Raw genomic sequence first — 20,683 nt, 5'->3', positions numbered from 1 at the left:
CTCATCCTTTAATGATAATCCAAGGAGTGAGTATGAATATGCTCGCAAAACTGCCAGCGCGTCGCTGGTGGTATTTAATGCCGATTATTTTTATTACCTACAGCTTAGCTTATCTCGACCGCGCCAATTACGGCTTTGCCGCTGCCGCTGGTATCGAACACGATTTAGGGATCACCCAGGGCACGGCCTCGCTGATTGGCGCGCTCTTTTTCCTGGGATATTTCTTTTTCCAGGTGCCTGGCGCCATGTATGCCGTTAAACATAGCGTCCGTAAAATGATTTTTTACAGCCTGATCCTCTGGGGGCTTTGTGCCGCGGCGACCGGCTTTGTCAGCAATATCCCAACGCTGATGGCGATCCGCTTTATTCTCGGCATCGTCGAAGCGGCGGTGATGCCCGCGATGCTGATTTATATCAGCAACTGGTTTACCAAAACTGAACGCTCGCGCGCCAACACCTTTTTAATTCTCGGTAACCCGGTCACAGTGCTGTGGATGTCGATTGTCTCTGGCTACCTGATTGAAGCCTGGGGCTGGCGCGAAATGTTTATCATTGAAGGTATTCCTGCGGTGATCTGGGCTTTCTGCTGGGTGATTCTGGTGCGCGACAAACCGGCGGATGCGGGTTGGTTGAGCGAGCAGGAGAAGCAGGCGTTACAGCAGGCGATGGACCGCGAGCAGCGGGACATCAAACCGATGCGCAACTACGGTGAAGCGATGCGTTCACGCAGCGTCATTATGCTTTGCGCGGTGCATGCGCTGTGGAGCATCGGGGTGTATGGCTTCATGATGTGGATGCCGTCGATTCTGAAAAACGCGGCGCAGATGGATATTGTGGCGGTGGGCTGGCTGGCGGCAGTGCCGTATCTGGCGGCGATCTGCCTGATGCTGACGGTTTCCTGGCTGTCCGATAAATACCAGAACCGTAAGCTGTTTATCTGGCCGCTGCTGCTGATTGCTGCCATTGCGTTCTTTGCCTCGTGGATGCTGGGCAACCAGTCCTTCTGGCCCTCTTACGCGCTGCTGGTCGTGGCCGCCGCCTGTATGTATGCGCCTTACGGACCGTTCTTTGCGCTGATCCCCGAACTGCTGCCGCGCAACGTCTCCGGCGTGTCGATGGGAATGATCAACAGTTTTGGCGCGTTAGGGGCATTCCTCGGCGCGTGGCTGGTGGGTTACCTCAACGGCGTGACCGGCGGGCCGGGCGTCTCCTACACCTTCATGGCGATTGCTCTGCTGTCATCGGTGGTGCTGATGTACTGCGTTCGTGCGCAAAATGAAACCACGTCGCCGTCGGCTGAGGTGGTAACGCGTTAAGGTTGAGCGAGGAGTGCAGTCGCTAACCGGCTGTGATAAGGTTCTCTGCGAGCATAATGGGATGTTGGTCGTAGAGAACCTCATGAAAAACAATCGGATGACATTACAGGATATCGCTAATCTGGCCGGTCTGAATAAGATGACGGTCAGCCGTTATCTGCGTGACCCGAATCAGGTGTCGCAACGCAGCCGTGAATTGATTTCGAAAATCATGGAAGAGAACAACTACATTCCTAACCGCGCCCCGGAAATTCTGCTCAACGCACGTAGCAAAACTATTGGTGTGCTGATCCCCTCGTTTCGTAATCAGATCTTTGCCGACGTGCTGGCGGGAATTGAATCCGTCACCTCGGCTTGCCAGTACCAGACGCTGATCGCCAACTACGAATATGACGCCGAGCGTGAAGAACGCGAGGTGCTGAATCTGCTCTCTTACAACATCGACGGCTTGATCCTCACCGGAAAACTGCATACCGAGCGGATGATCCAGTACGTGCGCGCCAGCGGCGTACCGGTGGCGGAACTGATGGATATTAGCGGCCAGTATCTTGATATACAGGTCGGTTTCGATAACGAAAAAGCGGCCTTCGAGATGACCCAGGCGTTTATCGACAGTGGAAAACGTCACATTGCGTTCTTTGGATCAATGGACGACCCTCGCGATTTGAGTCGTTACCGCGGTACCGAGAATGCGCTGGCTGCGCAGGGGCTGGAGGCGTATCACCTGGCGCCAAAAACGATTTCGTCAGTAGCGCTGGGGCGCAAAATGTTCCAGCAGGCGATGGCGGAAAAGCCGGATATTGACGCTATTTTCTGTACCAACGATGACCTGGCGGTTGGCGTGCTGCTGGAGTGTCAGGCACAGCAGTACGATGTGCCGGGAAAAATGGCGATTGCCGGTTTCCACGGGCTGGAAATTGGCCGTGCGCGGCTGCAAAAAATCGCCAGCGTGATTACACCACGCTTTGAGATTGGCAAAACGGCGGCGGATATTTTGATTAAACGTCTTGGCGGGAAGGATGCGCCGGGCAGCGTTAATCTTGGCTACCAAATCTATTACGGCGATACGCTGTAGGCGAAGAGTAGAGGCTGGCCACCGTGCGGTGACCAGCGGGAGAGATTACTGCATAAATGCTGGCTGCTTGTCTTCGTACTCGGTGATGGCTGCTTCATGCTGCAGCGTCAGCCCGATGCTGTCCAGACCGTTCAGCATGCAGTGGCGGCGGAAGTCGTCGATTTTAAAGCTGTAGGACTTATCGCCCGCTTTCACCACCTGCGCTTCCAGATCCACTTCAAATTTAATGCCCGGATTGGCTTTCACCAGGGTAAACATTTCATCTACCTGCGCGTCGCTCAGAGTCACCGGCAGCAGTTGGTTATTGAAACTGTTGCCGTAGAAGATGTCGGCAAAGCTTGGGGCAATCACCACTTTAAAGCCGTAATCGGTCAACGCCCACGGCGCATGTTCGCGTGACGAACCGCAGCCGAAGTTTTCGCGCGCCAGCAGAATTGATGCCCCTTTATATTCCGGGAAGTTCAAAACGAACTCAGGATTTGGCTGTTGCCCTTTTTCGTCCAGAAAACGCCAGTCGTTAAACAGATGAGCGCCAAAACCGGTACGCGTAACCTTCTGCAAAAACTGTTTGGGAATGATTGCGTCGGTATCAACGTTGGCGGCATCCAGTGGGACAACCAGGCCGGTATGCTGGGTAAATTTCTCTGCCATGGTAGTTTCCTTATTTGATGCTGCGAATGTCGGCAAAATGACCGGTAACGGCGGCAGCGGCGGCCATGGCCGGGCTGACTAAATGCGTGCGACCACCGCGGCCCTGACGGCCTTCAAAATTACGGTTGCTGGTGGAGGCGCAGCGCTCGCCCGGATTCAGGCGATCATTGTTCATGGCCAGACACATGGAACAGCCTGGTAAACGCCATTCGAATCCTGCTTCGATAAAGATCTTGTCCAGACCTTCTGCTTCCGCCTGCGCTTTCACCGGACCAGAGCCCGGCACCACCAGTGCCTGTACGCCTGGCGCAACTTTACGTCCTTTGGCGATTTCCGCCGCGGCGCGTAAATCTTCAATACGCGAGTTGGTGCAGGAACCGATAAATACTTTATCAATAGCCACTTCCGTTAACGGAATACCTGGCTTCAGCCCCATATACGCCAGCGCTTTTTCAGCCGATGCGCGCTCAACGGGATCGGCAAAGGATGCCGGGTCGGGAATATTATCGTTCACCGAGATGACCTGACCCGGGTTTGTTCCCCAGGTGACCTGCGGCGCAATCTCTTCCGCTTGCAGGGTGATGACGCTGTCGAAAGTGGCGCCTTCATCCGTTTGCAGGGTTTTCCAGTAGGCGACCGCGTCGTCAAAGTCTTTGCCTTTCGGTGCATGCAGACGGCCTTCGACATAGTTGAAGGTGGTCTGGTCTGGCGCGACCAAGCCCGCTTTCGCGCCCAATTCGATCGCCATGTTGCACAGGGTCATGCGGCCTTCCATGCTCAGCGCGCGGATGGCTTCGCCACAAAACTCAACTACGTGTCCGGTACCGCCTGCACTACCGGTTTTACCGATAATCGCCAGCACAATATCTTTGGCGGTAATGCCAGGGGCTGCTTTACCGTTGACTTCAATCTTCATGGTTTTGGCGCGCCCCTGTTTCAGGGTCTGCGTCGCCAGAACGTGTTCAACTTCAGAGGTGCCAATACCAAACGCCAGCGCGCCGAACGCGCCGTGTGTAGCGGTGTGGGAATCGCCGCAGACGATGGTCATACCCGGCAACGTCACGCCTTGTTCTGGCCCCATCACGTGAACGATACCCTGATACGGATGGTTCAGGTCATACAGCTCGACGCCAAATTCGTTACAGTTCTTAATCAGCTCTTGCATCTGGATGCGTGCCATCTCACCCGACGCGTTGATGTCTTTGGTCTGGGTAGAGACGTTGTGATCCATGGTGGCAAAGGTTTTACCCGGCTGGCGTACCTGACGGCCATGCGCGCGCAGGCCATCAAACGCTTGCGGAGAGGTCACTTCATGCACCAGATGTCTGTCGATGTACAACAGCGGGGTTTCGTTTTGCGCTTCAAAGACGACGTGCGCATCAAACAATTTTTCGTATAACGTTTTGGCCATGATTACACCCCTTCTGCGACGTAACGGGCAATGATGTCGCCCATTTCATCGGTACTGACTGCGGCAGCGCCACGGGCTAAGTCACCGGTGCGGATGCCTTCTTCTAATGCGCGGTTGATGGCGCTCTCAATTGCGGTTGCCGCATCATTGGCATCCAGGCTGTAGCGCAGCAGCAGCGCCAGCGACAGGATTTGGGCGATAGGGTTGGCAATGTTTTTCCCGGCGATGTCAGGAGCGGAGCCGCCAGCAGGCTCGTACAAACCGAAGCCCTGATCATTCAGGCTGGCGGACGGTAACATGCCCATTGAACCGGTGATCATGGCGCACTCGTCAGACAGAATGTCGCCAAACAGGTTAGAGCACAGCAACACGTCGAACTGGGAAGGATCTTTGATCAATTGCATCGTCGCGTTGTCGATGTACATATGCGCCAGTTCAACGTCTGGGTATTCATTAGCAATTTCATTGACGATTTCGCGCCACAGAATAGACGTTTGCAGTACGTTAGCTTTATCAATCGACGTGACTTTACGGCGACGTTTACGGGCGGATTCAAATGCGATACGCGCAATACGTTCGATCTCGAAACGGTGATAAACCTCGGTATCAAAGGCTTTTTCATGTTGTCCGCTGCCTTCGCGGCCTTTTGGTTGACCGAAGTAAATTCCGCCAGTCAGTTCGCGTACGCACAGGATGTCGAAACCGTTCGCGGCAATATCTGCGCGCAGAGGGCAAAACGCTTCCAGACCCTGATAGAGCTTAGCTGGGCGCAGATTGCTGAATAATTTGAAGTGCTTACGCAATGGCAGCAGCGCGCCACGCTCTGGCTGCTGGTTTGGCGGCAGATTTTCCCATTTCGGGCCGCCAACGGAGCCAAACAGAATGGCGTCAGCTTGTTCACAGCCTTCAACCGTTGCAGGCGGCAGCGGCTGACCGTGGTTATCGATAGCGGCACCACCCACGTCGTAGTGGCTGGTGGTAATGCGCATGTTAAAGCGGTTGCGGATTGCGTCCAGTACCTTCAGGGCTTGCGCCATCACTTCCGGGCCAATACCGTCACCCGGCAAAACAGCAATATGATAATTCTTCGACATCACACGGTTTCCTTGTTGTTCTCGTTGTTCTGAGCTTTGCGTTGCAATTCTTTTTCGACTTCTTCGGCGCGCCAGATGTTGTTCAGCACATGAACCATTGCTTTAGCGGAAGATTCGACGATATCTGTCGCCAGACCGACGCCGTGGAAACGACGACCATTATAGTTGGCAACGATATCCACCTGACCCAGCGCATCTTTACCGTGCCCTTTGGCGGTCAGGCTGTATTTCACCAGTTCGACGTTGTACTCAGTTACACGGTTGATTGCCTGATAAATGGCATCGACCGGACCGTTACCGTTCGCCGCTTCGGCTTTGACTTCTTCACCACAGGCCAGCTTGACGGAGGCGGTGGCGATGTCGTTTGAGCCGGACTGCACGCTGAAGTAATCCAGACGGAAATGCTCCGGTTCTTCCTGCTGTTTATTGATGAAGGCCAGCGCTTCCAGGTCGTAATCAAATACCTGACCTTTTTTGTCCGCCAGTTTCAGGAATGCGTCGTACAGGTTGTCCAGGCTGTATTCATTTTCTTTATATCCCATCTCGTCCATACGGTGTTTCACCGCGGCACGTCCGGAACGGGACGTCAGGTTCAGCTGTACCTGGTTCAGGCCGATGGATTCAGGCGTCATGATTTCGTAGTTTTCACGATTTTTCAGTACACCGTCCTGATGGATGCCGGAAGAGTGGGCAAAGGCGCCGCTACCGACAATCGCTTTGTTAGCCGGAATAGGCATGTTGCAGATTTGGCTGACTAATTGACTGGTGCGCCAGATCTCCTGGTGATTGATGCGGGTCTGTACATTCAGGATATCTTTACGCACTTTGATCGCCATGATCACTTCTTCCAGTGAGCAGTTACCGGCGCGTTCGCCGATACCGTTCATCGCGCCTTCCACCTGACGCGCTCCGGCGTGAACGGCTGCCAGTGCGTTGCCTACGCCCAAACCTAAATCATCATGGGTGTGTACGGAGATGATGGCTTTATCGATATTTGGTACGCGTTCATACAGGCCAGAAATGATTGCCCCAAATTCGAAAGGCATGGTGTAACCGACGGTATCGGGGATGTTAATGGTTTTGGCTCCCGCGTTAATGGCAGCTTCAACCACGCGAGCCAAATCGGCGATAGGGGTACGGCCTGCATCTTCGCAGGAGAACTCCACGTCATCGGTATAATTACGCGCACGCTTAACCATGTAGACCGCGCGCTCAATGACCTCATCCAGCGTACTGCGTAATTTCGTCGCGATGTGCATCGGCGAGGTGGCGATAAACGTATGAATACGGAAAGCCTCAGCGACTTTCAGAGATTCTGCGGCAACGTCGATATCTTTTTCTACGCAGCGAGCTAAGGCACAAACGCGGCTGTTTTTAACCTGACGAGCGATAGTCTGAACTGACTCAAAGTCGCCCGGTGAAGAAACGGGGAAACCCACTTCCATCACGTCAACGCCCATACGCTCAAGGGCCAGCGCAATCTGCAGTTTTTCTTTCACACTCAGGCTTGCCTGTAACGCCTGTTCACCATCGCGTAAGGTGGTATCGAAAATAATGACTTGCTGGCTCATGGTTTAGGTCCTTGGTTTCTTAGGGCGCCTTGCTTCGAGCATAAAAAAACCCGCGCAACGGCGCGGGTTTTTTGTCTTAACTGGAGCTGACTTAATGCTGAATGTCGTCCACCAGTCTACCGCGCAACGAAGATGCGTTTAGTAGTAGTAGACCGTTGAAACGAGCAATGTAAGTCATCAATTAAGCTCCAGGCGAATGCGATATGCTTTTAGTGGTACTGGATATGAAGACTGATGTCAACCCTCACTCCAGCAAATGCCTCGTTAGAGGGGGGAAGTTTCTGCAAAACTTAAGCGAATTGTGCTGAATTTTTCGGGGTACATAAAATTAATCAGTTGATGGTTGTACATAATTTTCATGGTTTGACATATTTGAGCATAGTTATTTGCATTTATTGTAACGGCGAACTGAAGGAAAAGTCGCTCTTGGAATTTCATATCTTAATGATTTATCTGTTTTTATAGTAATTATGAATGGCTATGGGTGGTGTAACACCACAAAATTGATAAATTAATGTTAACTTTTAATGTATTAATAATATAAACATTTAATTAAAACTTAAATACACATTCACTATACGTATGATTGTATATTCGCCATGCTTATGGTTATATTGTTTTTGAAATTTAAACATATGAATCACCGTGCAGTGACACCAGCCACACTGCGATCGCATTGGTCTTTGTTCATTTAGGTTTGTGCCTTTATGTTTTCCTAATTTTAATGTTTTTTCTTTTTCTCATCTTATATGTATGGTAAATCATATTAACGGAGATTATTTCTTCACTCCGTCTGGGAAAAGGGAGTTTAGAGTGACAGTGGAGTTAAATATGCCAGAAGTAAAAATAACAGATAAAACAAATATTATAGATATTGGGAAACCACAGCTTCGCATGGTTGATCTTAATTTATTAACCGTCTTTGACGCGGTGATGCAAGAACAAAACATCACCCGTGCTGCGCATACTTTGGGGATGTCGCAACCTGCTGTCAGTAATGCGGTCGCGCGTCTGAAAATTATGTTTAATGATGAGCTTTTTGTTCGTTATGGACGCGGTATCCAGCCGACAGCAAGAGCCTTCCAGCTATTTGGTTCTGTTCGCCAGGCATTGCAATTAGTGCAGAATGAACTGCCTGGATCGGGTTTTGAGCCAGCCAGCAGCGAGCGCGTATTCAATCTTTGCGTATGCAGCCCATTGGATAATATTCTGACCTCGTTGATTTATAATAGGGTTGAGCAAGTTGCACCAAACATTCATGTCGTATTTAAATCTTCACTCAATCAAAATACAGAGCATCAATTACGTTACCAGGAAACTGAATTCGTTATTAGCTATGAAGAGTTCCGACGTCCTGAATTTACCAGTATTCCGTTATTCAATGACGAAATGGTGTTAGTGGCAAGTAAAAAGCATCCGCGCATTAGTGGTCCTTTACTGGAAAGCAATGTCTATAATGAACAGCATGCGGTGGTGTCACTTGATCGCTTCGCATCATTCAGCCAACCGTGGTATGACACACCGGATAAACAATCCTCCGTGGCTTATCAGGGCATGGCATTAATTAGCGTTCTTAATATTGTGTCGCAAACGCATTTGGTCTCTATTGCGCCACGTTGGTTAGCAGAAGAATTTGCCGATTCTTTAGAACTACAGATCTTGCCTTTACCGTTAAAATTGAACAGCCGCACATGCTATCTTTCATGGCATGAAGCCGCAGGCCGGGATAAAGGACATCAATGGATGGAAGAGTTGTTAGTCTCCGTTTGTAAGCAGTAGCATTTAGCAGAGTAAACCGGACGGCGCATCCTGTTTATTCTGCTTTTAACTTTATAACTGAAATTTTATGCTGAACTCTATTTTTTACGTCTGTCCAAAAGTGTCAAAAAATAGAGTAATTGCTGTAAGTTCCCATTTTTAAGCGATTATTTATCATACTGATTGCTTATGCTGGTTTAATTCTCCGTTTATTCGCGTCTTTCCTCCTTTTTATTCTTATTTACTCCAGTGCCACCCCTTCGGAGTCAATTGCCATGCGTCATCGTCAGCGGTTAATGTGTTGTTAAACCGCAATTCATTATAAGAGTGAGGCAAGCCATGGAGATGTTGTCTGGAGCCGAGATGGTCGTCCGATCGCTCATCGATCAGGGTGTGAAGCAGGTATTCGGTTATCCCGGGGGGGCCGTCCTCGATATTTATGATGCCCTGCATACGGTCGGCGGTATTGATCATGTGCTGGTCCGCCATGAACAAGCGGCGGTACATATGGCTGATGGCCTTGCGCGTGCCACGGGAGAAGTGGGGGTCGTATTGGTCACCTCCGGGCCGGGGGCGACCAACGCGATTACCGGGATCGCAACAGCTTACATGGATTCCATTCCGCTGGTGATCCTCTCCGGACAGGTTGCAACGTCGCTGATTGGCTACGATGCCTTCCAGGAGTGCGACATGGTAGGTATATCCCGCCCGGTGGTGAAACATAGCTTCCTGGTCAAACAAACGGAAGATATCCCGCAGGTGCTGAAAAAAGCCTTCTGGCTGGCAGCAAGCGGTCGTCCGGGGCCAGTGGTGGTGGATTTGCCGAAGGATATTCTGAATCCGGCGAAGAAACTGCCTTATAGCTGGCCGGACTCGGTGAGTATGCGCTCGTATAATCCGACGACGACGGGACATAAAGGACAGATAAAACGGGCGTTGCAGACGCTGGTCGCGGCGAAGAAACCGGTTGTCTATGTGGGCGGTGGCGCGGTCAATGCCGCTTGCCATGAGCAGTTAGCTCAGATTGCTGAAGCGCTGAATCTGCCGGTTGTCTCCTCGCTCATGGGGTTGGGCGCGTTTCCGGCCACGCATCGTCAGGCGCTGGGCATGTTGGGCATGCACGGTACTTACGAAGCCAATATGACCATGCATCATTCCGATGTGATCTTTGCTGTCGGCGTTCGCTTTGACGATCGAACGACGAATAACCTGGCAAAATATTGTCCGAATGCGACCGTGCTGCATATCGATATCGATCCGACCTCTATTTCCAAAACCGTTACTGCGGATATTCCGATTGTGGGGGATGCCCGCCTGGTGCTGGATCAGATGCTCGAACTACTGGAGCAGGAGAAATCTCAGCAGCCGCTGGATGATAATCGTGACTGGTGGCAACAGATTGAGCACTGGCGCGCCCGTCAGTGTCTGAAATACGACACGCAAAGCGAAAGTATTAAGCCGCAGGCGGTGATTGAAACCATCTGGCGTCTGACGAAAGGGGAGGCGTATGTGACTTCTGACGTTGGCCAGCACCAGATGTTTGCCGCACTTTACTATCCGTTCGATAAACCGCGTCGCTGGATTAACTCAGGCGGCCTCGGCACTATGGGATTCGGTTTACCTGCGGCGTTAGGGGTGAAAATGGCTTTGCCGGATGAAACGGTAGTGTGCGTCACCGGGGATGGCAGCATTCAGATGAATATCCAGGAGCTGTCGACGGCGCTGCAATATGAACTGCCGGTGCTGGTACTCAACCTTAACAACCGTTATCTCGGCATGGTCAAACAGTGGCAGGACATGATCTACTCCGGGCGTCACTCACAGTCTTACATGCAGTCGCTGCCCGATTTCGTGCGCCTTGCTGAGGCTTATGGACATATCGGTATCCAGATTAATCGGCCTGAAGAACTTGAGAGCAAGTTGGGCGAAGCGCTGGAACATGTGCGTAACCATCGTCTGGTGTTTGTCGATGTCACCGTCGACGGTAGTGAACATGTCTACCCGATGCAGATTCGTGGGGGTGGGATGGATGAAATGTGGTTAAGCAAAACGGAGAGGACCTGATTATGCGCCGGATATTATCAGTATTGCTTGAAAACGAGTCAGGTGCATTATCGCGTGTTATTGGCCTCTTCGCCCAGCGTGGTTACAACATTGAAAGCCTGACCGTCGCGCCGACCGACGATCCGACCTTATCGCGGATGACGATTCAGACGGTAGGGGATGAGAAAGTCCTTGAGCAGATCGAAAAGCAGCTCCACAAACTGGTGGATGTTCTGCGCGTTAGCGAGCTGGGGCAGGGCGCTCACGTTGAACGAGAAATCATGCTGGTGAAAATCCAGGCCAGCGGTTATGGCCGGGAAGAAGTGAAACGCAACACGGAGATTTTCCGCGGGCAAATAATCGATGTCACGCCGTCTATCTACACCGTACAACTGGCGGGCACCAGCGATAAGCTGGATGCGTTTCTGGCAACGCTGCGTGAAGTCGCTAAAATTGTGGAAGTTGCTCGCTCCGGCGTGGTGGGGCTTTCCCGTGGCGATAAAATCATGCGTTAATCATGATCGGGTTCTTAATTCGCAAGCCCAACGACTCAGGTTGGGCTTTTTTTTGCGAAATCAGCGGTAACCAGAGACAAAAGCGGTTGCCGGAGTCATTATTCTGCGCTTAGATGTTAATAAATTTAACCCATGCCATCACAAAGGTTATGGTTTGTACATTTTACGCAAGGGGCAATTGTGAAACTGGATGAAATCGCTCGGTTGGCCGGCGTTTCGCGAACGACTGCAAGCTACGTTATTAATGGCAAAGCAAAGCAATATCGCGTAAGCGACAAAACGGTTGAAAAAGTCATGGCGGTGGTGCGCGAGCATAATTACCACCCGAATGCCGTGGCGGCCGGGCTGCGTGCTGGACGCACACGTTCTATCGGGCTGGTGATCCCGGATCTTGAGAACACGAGCTATACCCGGATCGCAAACTATCTGGAGCGCCAGGCGCGTCAACGTGGGTATCAGCTGTTGATTGCCTGCTCTGAAGATCAGCCAGATAACGAAATGCGCTGTATTGAGCATCTTTTACAGCGCCAGGTCGATGCCATTATTGTGTCGACTTCCTTGCCGCCTGAACATCCGTTCTACCAACGCTGGGCAAACAGTTCATTCCCGATTGTGGCGCTGGATCGTGCACTGGATCGCGAACATTTTACCAGCGTTGTGGGTGCAGATCAGGATGATGCGGAAATGCTGGCGGAAGAGTTACGCAAATTCCCTGCTGAAACCGTCCTCTATCTGGGCGCGCTTCCTGAATTATCCGTCAGTTTCCTGCGTGAACAGGGTTTTCGTACCGCGTGGAAGGACGATCCGCGTGAAGTCCATTTCCTGTACGCCAACAGCTATGAGCGGGAAGCTGCAGCGCAGCTGTTTGATAAATGGCTGGAAACGCACCCAATGCCTCAGGCGTTGTTTACCACGTCGTTTGCCCTGTTGCAGGGGGTGATGGATGTGACCCTGCGTCGTGATGGGCAGTTGCCGTCTGATTTAGCGATTGCGACTTTTGGTGATCATGAACTGCTCGACTTCCTGCAGTGCCCTGTACTGGCGGTGGCACAGCGCCATCGTGATGTCGCGGAACGCGTGCTGGAGATTGTACTGGCAAGTCTGGACGAACCGCGTAAACCAAAACCAGGTTTAACGCGTATACGGCGTAATCTGTACCGTCGCGGTATTCTCAGCCGTAACTAAGTTTCCTCAATTGATGACGTCGGCGGGATAAGCCTCTGACGTCTTCAGTTTTTCTATTCTCAGAAATAACCGCATTATATTTAAGAATATTCTTTAGAATTATCTGAAATGTATTCTTGAAATACCCCGAATTAAAAATGCAACTATCCATTTTTGGGTTATTGATACGTAACGACGCGTTACGGTTGTATTATTTTGTTACATGCATGTGTGGATTTGCCGAATTAACAAACACTTTGCTCCCGTATTGCGGCCATCTGGTGCTTACCTTGGTCCTGCGCGGCGTACAGACCGATTAACTGGTACTGTTAACTCGCTGCATATTGTCCTAAAATGCCGCTCGCGTCGCAAACTGACACTTTATATTTTCTTCTGATGATATTCAGTTGTTTTAAACAATGATGAGTTGTTGGATTTTTTTCTTACAAATATTCATGACGTTAATTTGCTTCGTTTGCTGTACGGATTTTGTTCAACGCAGATATTAGCCGTAAACAATGGGTTTTTTGCTCCGCTAAGCGCCGCGACTTGCTTGACAAGGTTTTCCTCCGCTCCGTAAACTCCTTTAAGTGGGAATTTGTGGGATAAAGTGGTAATCGGGGGTGAGACTGGCATGTTCCGGGGAGCAACGTTAGTTAATCTCGACAGTAAAGGGCGCTTATCCGTGCCTACCCGTTATCGGGATCAACTGCTTGAGAGCGCTACCGGTCAAATGGTTTGCACCATTGACATCCATCACCCGTGCCTGCTGCTGTACCCCCTGCCTGAATGGGAAATAATCGAGCAGAAGCTATCGCGTCTGTCGAGCATGAATCCAGTTGAGCGTCGCGTACAGCGCTTATTGTTGGGTCATGCCAGCGAATGTCAGATGGATAACGCTGGTCGATTACTGATAGCGCCTATTCTGCGGCAACACGCAGGGCTAACGAAAGAAGTGATGCTGGTTGGGCAGTTCAATAAGTTTGAGCTGTGGGATGAAACGACCTGGTATCAACAGGTCAAGGAAGATATCGACGCTGAGCAGTCTGTTACTGGCGCTTTGTCGGAACGATTGCAGGATTTGTCTCTATAAAATGACGGAAAATTATAAACATACAACGGTGTTGCTGGATGAAGCCGTAAACGGCCTGAATATTCGTCCAGACGGCATCTACATTGACGGGACATTTGGTCGCGGTGGTCACTCACGTCTGATCCTCTCCCAGCTTGGCGAAGAGGGGCGTTTACTGGCAATCGATCGCGATCCGCAGGCTATTGCCGTTGCTAAAACGATTACCGATCCTCGCTTCTCCATCGTACATGGACCTTTCTCTGCGCTGGCTGACTATGTCGCTGAGCGTGGACTGACCGGTAAGATCGACGGGATTCTTCTCGATCTGGGCGTTTCTTCACCGCAGCTCGATGACGCAGAGCGCGGTTTCTCGTTTATGCGTGACGGTCCGTTAGATATGCGTATGGACCCAACACGCGGTCAGTCAGCGGCCGAATGGCTGCAAACCGCTGATGAAGCAGACATTGCCTGGGTGATTAAAACCTTTGGCGAAGAGCGCTTCGGCAAACGCATTGCCCGAGCCATCGTGGAGCGTAACCGCATCGAACCGATGACCCGCACCAAAGAACTGGCGGAAGTTATTGCGGCGGCAATGCCGGTGAAGGACAAATTCAAACATCCCGCGACCCGTACCTTCCAGGCGGTGCGCATTTGGGTGAACAGTGAACTGGAGGAGATAGAGCAGGCGCTAAAAAGCTCGCTCAGCGTGCTGGCTCCAGGTGGTCGCCTTTCGATCATCAGTTTCCATTCGCTTGAAGACCGCATTGTGAAACGCTTTATGCGTGAACAAAGCCGTGGTCCTCAGGTACCGGCTGGAATACCGATGACCGAAGCGCAGATCAAAAAACTGGGCGGCCGTGAGTTAAGAGCACTAGGCAAGATGATGCCGGGTGAAGAGGAGGTCGCTGAGAATCCTCGTGCCCGTAGTTCAGTTCTGCGTATTGCAGAGAGGACGAACGCATGATCAGCAGAGTGACAGAAGCCCTCAGCAAAGTTAAAGGATCGATAGGAAGCAACGAGCGCCATGCCTTGCCTGGCGTGATCGGTGACGATCTTTTGCGGTTTGGGAAGCTGCCACTCTGCCTGTTCATTTGCATTATTTTGACGGCGGTTACCGTCGTGACAACAGCGCACCACACGCGGTTACTGACTGCGCAGCGTGAGCAACTGGTCCTGGAGCGAGATGCGCTGGATATCGAATGGCGTAACTTGATCCTTGAGGAGAACGCGCTCGGCGACCATAGCCGTGTTGAACGGATCGCAACGGAAAAGCTGCAAATGCAGCATGTCGATCCCTCACAAGAAAATATCGTAGTACAAAAATAAGGATAAACGCGACGCATGAAAGCAGCGGCAAAAACGCACAAACCAAAACGCCAGGAAGAACAAGCCAACTTTATCAGTTGGCGTTTTGCGTTACTGTGCGGCTGTATTTTGCTGGCACTGGGTTTTCTGCTGGGTCGCGTTGCCTGGCTGCAAATCATCGCGCCGGACATGCTGGTGCGTCAGGGTGATATGCGCTCTCTACGCGTCCAGGAAGTGTCTACATCGCGCGGAATGATTACCGACCGCTCTGGTCGTCCGCTGGCGGTGAGTGTTCCGGTTAAAGCTATATGGGCCGACCCGAAAGAAGTACATGATGCCGGCGGAGTGAGCGTTGGCGAACGCTGGAGAGCGCTGTCAACCGCGCTGAATCTCCCGCTCGATCAACTGGCTTCCCGCATTAACGCCAACCCGAAAGGGCGCTTTATCTATCTGGCGCGTCAGGTAAACCCTGACATGGCTGACTACATCAAAAAACTGAAGCTGCCAGGTATCCATCTGCGCGAAGAATCCCGCCGTTACTACCCTTCCGGGGAAGTGACTGCTCACCTCATCGGTTTTACGAACGTCGACAGCCAGGGCATTGAAGGCGTTGAGAAGAGCTTCGACAAGTGGCTCACCGGACAACCGGGCGAGCGTATTGTACGTAAAGACCGGTATGGCCGCGTCATTGAAGATATCTCTTCTACCGACAGCCAGGCGGCGCATAACCTCGCGTTGAGCATTGATGAGCGTTTACAGGCACTGGTCTACCGTGAACTGAATAACGCCGTGGCGTTCAACAAGGCGGAGTCAGGCAGTGCGGTACTGGTGGATGTGAACACCGGTGAAGTGCTGGCAATGGCCAACAGTCCGTCCTACAACCCGAACAATCTCACCGGTACGCCAAAAGACGCGATGCGTAACCGCACCATTACCGACGTGTTTGAACCGGGTTCTACCGTTAAACCGATGGTGGTGATGACCGCGCTGCAGCGCGGTGTGGTACGCGAAAATACGGTCCTCAACACTATCCCTTACCGAATTAATGGCCACGAAATCAAAGACGTGGCACGTTATAGCGAATTAACCCTCACCGGGGTTTTGCAGAAGTCGAGTAACGTCGGTGTTTCCAAGCTGGCGTTAGCGATGCCGTCCTCAGCGTTAGTAGATACTTACTCACGTTTTGGGCTGGGAAAAGCGACCAATTTGGGGTTGGTCGGAGAACGCAGTGGCTTATATCCTCAAAAACAACGGTGGTCTGACATAGAGAGGGCCACCTTCTCTTTCGGCTACGGGCTAATGGTAACGCCGTTACAGTTAGCGCGAGTCTATGCAACGATCGGCAGTTACGGCGTTTATCGTCCACTGTCGATTACTAAAGTTGACCCTCCAGTTCCGGGCGAGCGTATCTTCCCGGAAGCGACCGTGCGTACCGTGGTGCACATGATGGAAAGCGTGGCGCTGCCCGGCGGCGGCGGCGTGAAAGCGGCGATTAAAGGTTATCGTATCGCCATTAAAACCGGTACAGCGAAAAAAGTAGGGCCGGATGGCCGCTACATCAACAAATACATTGCTTATACCGCAGGTGTTGCGCCTGCGAGTCAGCCGCGCTTCGCGCTGGTTGTTGTTATCAACGATCCGCAGGCGGGTAAATACTACGGTGGCGCCGTTTCCGCGCCGGTCTTTGGTGCCATCATGGGCGGCGTACTGCGTACCATGAACATCGAGCCGGATGCGCAGACAACGGGCGATAAAAATGAATTTGTGAATAATCAAGGCGAGGCAACAGGTGGCAGATCGTAATTTGCGCGACCTTCTTGCTCCATGGGTGCCGGGTGCACCGGAGCGAGCACTGCGGGAGATGACGCTTGACAGCCGTGTGGCTGCATCGGGCGATCTCTTTGTCGCAGTATTAGGTCATCAGGCGGACGGGCGTCGGTATATCCCGCAGGCGATAGCGCAAGGTGTGGCTGCCATTATTGCAGAAGCGAAAGATGAAGCTACTGATGGTGAAATCCGTGAAATGCACGGCGTTCCGGTCATCTATCTTAGTCAGCTTAACGAACGTTTATCTGCACTGGCAGGCCGTTTTTACCACGAGCCTTCTGAGAAAATGCGTCTGGTCGGTGTGACCGGGACTAACGGTAAAACCACCACCACCCAACTGCTGGCACAGTGGAGCCAACTGCTTGGCGAAACCAGCGCGGTGATGGGAACAGTAGGCAATGGCCTGCTGGGCAAAGTGATCCCGACGGAAAATACCACCGGTTCAGCCGTTGATGTCCAGCATGTGCTGGCGGGGCTGGTTGCGCAGGGCGCAACGGTTGGCGCGATGGAAGTCTCTTCACACGGTCTGGTTCAGCATCGCGTGGCGGCGCTGAAGTTTGCCGCATCAGTATTTACTAACTTAAGCCGTGACCATCTCGACTACCACGGCGACATGGAACATTACGAAGCCGCGAAATGGCTGCTGTATTCCACGCACCATTGCGGTCAGGCCATCGTCAATGCGGATGATGAAGTCGGTCGTCGCTGGCTGGCGAAACTCCCGGATGCGGTTGCCGTTTCGATGGAAGACCACATCAACCCGAACTGTCACGGTCGTTGGTTAAAAGCGGTTGACGTGAAGTATCACGACAGCGGGGCAACGATTCGTTTTACCTCCTCATGGGGCGACGGTGAAATTGAAAGCCGCCTGATGGGGGCGTTTAACGTCAGCAATCTGCTGCTGGCGCTGGCAACGCTGCTGGCACTGGGCTATCCGTTAGCTGATTTACTGAAAACGGCGACACAATTGCAGCCGGTTTGCGGGCGTATGGAAGTGTTCAGTGCGCCGGGTAAAACCACCGTGGTTGTTGATTACGCCCATACGCCAGATGCGCTGGAAAAAGCGCTACAGGCGGCACGTTTGCACTGTACTGGCAAACTGTGGTGCGTCTTTGGCTGCGGCGGCGATCGCGATAAAGGCAAACGTCCGTTGATGGGCGCAATTGCCGAGCAGTTTGCAGATGTTGTCGTGGTGACTGATGACAACCCGCGTACCGAAGAGCCGCGCGCCATTATTAACGACATTCTGGCGGGGATGCTGGATGCCGGACAGGCGAAGGTGATGGAAGGTCGCGCAGAAGCGGTGACAAACGCCATTATGCAGGCGAAAGAAAATGATGTGGTGCTGGTGGCCGGTAAAGGTCATGAAGACTACCAGATCGTTGGTTCACAGCGCCTCGATTATTCTGACCGCGTCACGGCAGCGCGTCTGCTGGGGGTTATCGCATGATTAGCGTAACGCTCAGCCAACTGGCGGAGATCCTCCGTGGCGAATTGAAAGGGGCCGATCTGACCCTTGATGCCGTAACAACCGATACGCGTAAAGTGACGCCGGGCTGCCTGTTTGTGGCACTGAAAGGCGAACGCTTTGATGCCCATGATTTTGCAGACAAAGCGCAAGAGAGCGGGGCCGGTGCGCTGTTGGTCAGCCGTCCGTTGGACACCAACCTGCCGCAGTTGATTGTTAACGATACGCGTCTGGCGTTTGGTGAACTGGCTGCGTGGGTTCGCGCCCAGGTTCCGGCGCGCGTTGTCGCGCTGACCGGCTCATCCGGTAAAACGTCCGTCAAAGAGATGACGGCTGCCATTCTGAGCCAGTGTGGTAACACCCTATATACCGCGGGCAACCTGAATAACGACATCGGTGTACCGATGACGCTGCTGCGCTTAAACAACGATTACGACTATGCCGTGATTGAGCTCGGTGCCAACCATCAGGGCGAAATCGCCTGGACCGTCGGCCTGACGCGTCCGGAAGCGGCGCTGGTGAACAACCTGGCCGCCGCGCACCTGGAAGGCTTCGGCTCTCTGGCGGGCGTTGCGAAGGCAAAAGGTGAGATTTTTACCGGTCTGTCAGCGAACGGTATCGCCATTATGAATGCCGACAACAACGACTGGCTGAACTGGCAAAGCATCATCGGCGATCGCAAAGTCTGGCGTTTCTCCCCGAATGCAGCCAATAGCGACTTTTCGGCGACCAACGTTCATGTGACCTCGCATGGAACGGAATTTTCTCTGCAAACGCCGACCGGAAACATTGATGTCCTGCTGCCGTTACCGGGTCGCCATAATATCGCTAACGCCCTTGCGGCGGCGGCGCTCTCTATGGCGGTAGGCGCGACGCACGAGGCGATCAAAGCGGGTTTGAAGGATCTGCAAGCGGTACCGGGGCGTCTGTTCCCGATTCAACTCGCGGAAAATCAGCTGCTGCTGGACGACTCCTATAACGCGAACGTCGGTTCGATGACCGCAGCGGTGCAGGTGCTGTCTGAAATGCCGGGCTATCGCGTACTGGTCGTTGGCGATATGGCAGAGCTTGGCGCAGAAAGCGAAACATGCCATGTACAGGTGGGTGTTGCTGCGAAAGCCGCAGGCATCGACCGTGTACTGAGTACGGGAAAACTGAGTCAGGCAATTAGCGACGCCAGTGGCGTTGGCGAACATTTTGCGGATAAAAGTGCGCTGGCCGCGCATCTTAAAGCATTGATTGCAGAACATCAGGTCATGACGATTTTAGTGAAGGGTTCACGTAGTGCCGCCATGGAAGAGGTAGTACGCGCATTACAGGAGAATGGGACATGTTAGTTTGGCTGGCCGAACATTTGGTCAAATATTATTCCGGCTTTAACGTCTTTTCCTATCTGACGTTTCGCGCCATCGTCAGCCTGCTGACCGCGCTGTTCATCTCTTTGTGGATGGGCCCGCGTATGATTGCCCGCTTGCAAAAAATGTCATTTGGTCAGGTCGTGCGTAACGACGGCCCAGAATCACACTTTAGTAAACGTGGTACGCCAACCATGGGTGGGATCATGATCCTCACCGCGATAGTTATCTCCGTACTGCTGTGGGCATATCCGTCGAACCCGTACGTATGGTGCGTGCTGGTGGTATTGATTGGCTACGGCATTATCGGTTTTGTCGATGACTACCGCAAAGTGGTGCGCAAAGATACCAAGGGCCTGATTGCCCGCTGGAAGTACTTCTGGATGTCGGTGATTGCGCTGGGTGTAGCCTTTGCGCTGTACCTCGCCGGTAAAGACACCCCGGCTACCGAGCTGGTGGTGCCGTTCTTTAAAGACGTGATGCCGCAACTGGGTCTGTTCTATGTTCTGCTGGCGTACTTCGTGATTGTGGGGACCGGCAACGCGGTCAATCTTACCGATGGCCTGGATGGTCTGGCGATTATGCCGACCGTGTTCGTAGCAGCGGGTTTTGCGCTGGTGGCATGGGCTACCGGTAACATGAACTTTGCCAACTATCTGCACATTCCCTATTTACGCCATGCAGGCGAACTGGTGATCGTCTGTACGGCGATTGTCGGTGCGGGATTAGGTTTCCTGTGGTTTAACACCTATCCGGCGCAGGTCTTTATGGGTGACGTCGGTTCGCTGGCGCTGGGTGGCGCGCTGGGCATTATTGCCGTGCTGCTGCGTCAAGAGTTCCTGCTGGTAATCATGGGCGGCGTATTTGTTGTAGAAACACTGTCGGTCATTCTGCAGGTTGGCTCCTTTAAGCTGCGCGGACAGCGCATCTTCCGTATGGCGCCGATTCACCATCACTATGAACTGAAAGGCTGGCCGGAACCGCGCGTCATTGTGCGCTTCTGGATTATTTCGCTGATGCTGGTGCTGATTGGCCTGGCAACGCTGAAGGTACGTTAA

General features: G+C 52.5%; 18 protein-coding genes. 13 read left to right on the top strand and 5 right to left on the bottom strand.

The window, feature by feature from the left end; translation table 11 throughout:
• Nucleotides 1–32 precede the first annotated feature (32 nt).
• Together GUC46_RS19930 and GUC46_RS19925 are read left to right on the top strand one after the other, a co-directional pair.
• Nucleotides 33–1,316, top strand: a complete 1,284-nt coding sequence (locus tag GUC46_RS19930; protein ID WP_160180643.1) for an MFS transporter — start codon at nucleotides 33–35, stop codon at nucleotides 1,314–1,316.
• Nucleotides 1,317–1,398: 82 nt separating this feature from the next.
• A complete protein-coding gene (locus GUC46_RS19925; RefSeq protein ID WP_044699207.1) occupies nucleotides 1,399–2,391 on the top strand; it encodes a substrate-binding domain-containing protein in 993 nt (330 codons plus the stop codon).
• 45 nt (nucleotides 2,392–2,436) lie between these two features.
• Here the strand turns inward: GUC46_RS19925 and leuD are convergent, their stop codons facing one another.
• The 5 genes from leuD to leuL form a co-directional block, all read right to left on the bottom strand.
• Nucleotides 2,437–3,042 carry a 3-isopropylmalate dehydratase small subunit gene (gene leuD, locus GUC46_RS19920; protein WP_003837416.1) on the bottom strand — a complete coding sequence of 202 codons (606 nt, stop codon included), beginning with the start codon at nucleotides 3,040–3,042 and terminating at the stop codon, nucleotides 2,437–2,439.
• Between the two features lie 10 nt (nucleotides 3,043–3,052).
• On the bottom strand, nucleotides 3,053–4,453 hold the full coding sequence (gene leuC / locus GUC46_RS19915; RefSeq protein WP_016149551.1) for a 3-isopropylmalate dehydratase large subunit: 1,401 nt from the start codon (nucleotides 4,451–4,453) through the stop codon (nucleotides 3,053–3,055).
• Between the two features lie 2 nt (nucleotides 4,454–4,455).
• The gene (gene leuB, locus GUC46_RS19910; protein WP_003837420.1) at nucleotides 4,456–5,547 is read right to left on the bottom strand and encodes a 3-isopropylmalate dehydrogenase; all 1,092 of its coding nucleotides are present in this window, start codon (nucleotides 5,545–5,547) and stop codon (nucleotides 4,456–4,458) included.
• Nucleotides 5,547–7,118 (bottom strand): 2-isopropylmalate synthase, encoded by a 1,572-nt coding sequence (leuA, locus tag GUC46_RS19905; RefSeq protein ID WP_003837421.1) that lies wholly within the window; start codon nucleotides 7,116–7,118, stop codon nucleotides 5,547–5,549. Before leuA ends, leuB begins: the two co-directional genes overlap by 1 nt.
• 91 nt (nucleotides 7,119–7,209) lie before the next feature.
• Nucleotides 7,210–7,296, bottom strand: a complete 87-nt coding sequence (leuL, locus tag GUC46_RS19900; RefSeq protein WP_048998978.1) for a leu operon leader peptide — start codon at nucleotides 7,294–7,296, stop codon at nucleotides 7,210–7,212.
• 653 nt (nucleotides 7,297–7,949) lie between these two features.
• Between leuL and leuO the strand changes: the two genes are divergently transcribed.
• The 11 genes from leuO (at nucleotide 7,950) to mraY (ending at nucleotide 20,683) form a co-directional block, all read left to right on the top strand.
• Complete coding sequence (leuO, locus tag GUC46_RS19895; RefSeq protein WP_003837423.1) at nucleotides 7,950–8,897, top strand: transcriptional regulator LeuO; 948 nt, start codon at nucleotides 7,950–7,952, stop codon at nucleotides 8,895–8,897.
• 318 nt (nucleotides 8,898–9,215) lie between these two features.
• Nucleotides 9,216–10,940 (top strand): acetolactate synthase 3 large subunit, encoded by a 1,725-nt coding sequence (ilvI, locus tag GUC46_RS19890; protein ID WP_003845729.1) that lies wholly within the window; start codon nucleotides 9,216–9,218, stop codon nucleotides 10,938–10,940.
• A gap of 2 nt (nucleotides 10,941–10,942) precedes the next feature.
• Nucleotides 10,943–11,434: an acetolactate synthase small subunit gene (ilvN, locus tag GUC46_RS19885; RefSeq protein ID WP_003829566.1), complete on the top strand. Its 492-nt coding sequence runs from the start codon at nucleotides 10,943–10,945 to the stop codon at nucleotides 11,432–11,434.
• A gap of 180 nt (nucleotides 11,435–11,614) precedes the next feature.
• On the top strand, nucleotides 11,615–12,619 hold the full coding sequence (gene cra, locus GUC46_RS19880; RefSeq protein WP_003018794.1) for a catabolite repressor/activator: 1,005 nt from the start codon (nucleotides 11,615–11,617) through the stop codon (nucleotides 12,617–12,619).
• Between the two features lie 613 nt (nucleotides 12,620–13,232).
• Nucleotides 13,233–13,691, top strand: a complete 459-nt coding sequence (gene mraZ / locus GUC46_RS19875) for a division/cell wall cluster transcriptional repressor MraZ (RefSeq protein WP_003018792.1) — start codon at nucleotides 13,233–13,235, stop codon at nucleotides 13,689–13,691.
• A 1-nt stretch (nucleotide 13,692) separates the two neighbouring features.
• Complete coding sequence (gene rsmH / locus GUC46_RS19870; RefSeq protein WP_003018789.1) at nucleotides 13,693–14,634, top strand: 16S rRNA (cytosine(1402)-N(4))-methyltransferase RsmH; 942 nt, start codon at nucleotides 13,693–13,695, stop codon at nucleotides 14,632–14,634.
• The gene (gene ftsL, locus GUC46_RS19865) at nucleotides 14,631–14,996 is read left to right on the top strand and encodes a cell division protein FtsL (RefSeq protein ID WP_000625651.1); all 366 of its coding nucleotides are present in this window, start codon (nucleotides 14,631–14,633) and stop codon (nucleotides 14,994–14,996) included. The genes rsmH and ftsL overlap by 4 nt, the downstream gene beginning before the upstream one ends.
• A gap of 15 nt (nucleotides 14,997–15,011) precedes the next feature.
• Nucleotides 15,012–16,778, top strand: a complete 1,767-nt coding sequence (ftsI, locus tag GUC46_RS19860) for a peptidoglycan glycosyltransferase FtsI (RefSeq protein ID WP_160180641.1) — start codon at nucleotides 15,012–15,014, stop codon at nucleotides 16,776–16,778.
• Nucleotides 16,765–18,252 (top strand): UDP-N-acetylmuramoyl-L-alanyl-D-glutamate--2,6-diaminopimelate ligase, encoded by a 1,488-nt coding sequence (gene murE / locus GUC46_RS19855; RefSeq protein ID WP_003018780.1) that lies wholly within the window; start codon nucleotides 16,765–16,767, stop codon nucleotides 18,250–18,252. The genes ftsI and murE overlap by 14 nt, the downstream gene beginning before the upstream one ends.
• On the top strand, nucleotides 18,249–19,607 hold the full coding sequence (gene murF, locus GUC46_RS19850) for a UDP-N-acetylmuramoyl-tripeptide--D-alanyl-D-alanine ligase (protein WP_061549274.1): 1,359 nt from the start codon (nucleotides 18,249–18,251) through the stop codon (nucleotides 19,605–19,607). The genes murE and murF overlap by 4 nt, the downstream gene beginning before the upstream one ends.
• Entirely contained in the window at nucleotides 19,601–20,683 is a 1,083-nt protein-coding gene (gene mraY / locus GUC46_RS19845; RefSeq protein ID WP_003018774.1) for a phospho-N-acetylmuramoyl-pentapeptide-transferase, read from the top strand. Before murF ends, mraY begins: the two co-directional genes overlap by 7 nt.

It is taken from the genome of Citrobacter sp. LUTT5, assembly GCF_009905315.1.
Classification (GTDB): domain Bacteria; phylum Pseudomonadota; class Gammaproteobacteria; order Enterobacterales; family Enterobacteriaceae; genus Citrobacter; species Citrobacter freundii.
The sequence above is the reverse complement of the archived record's forward strand: the minus strand, read 5'-3'. Positions and strand labels throughout refer to the sequence as shown.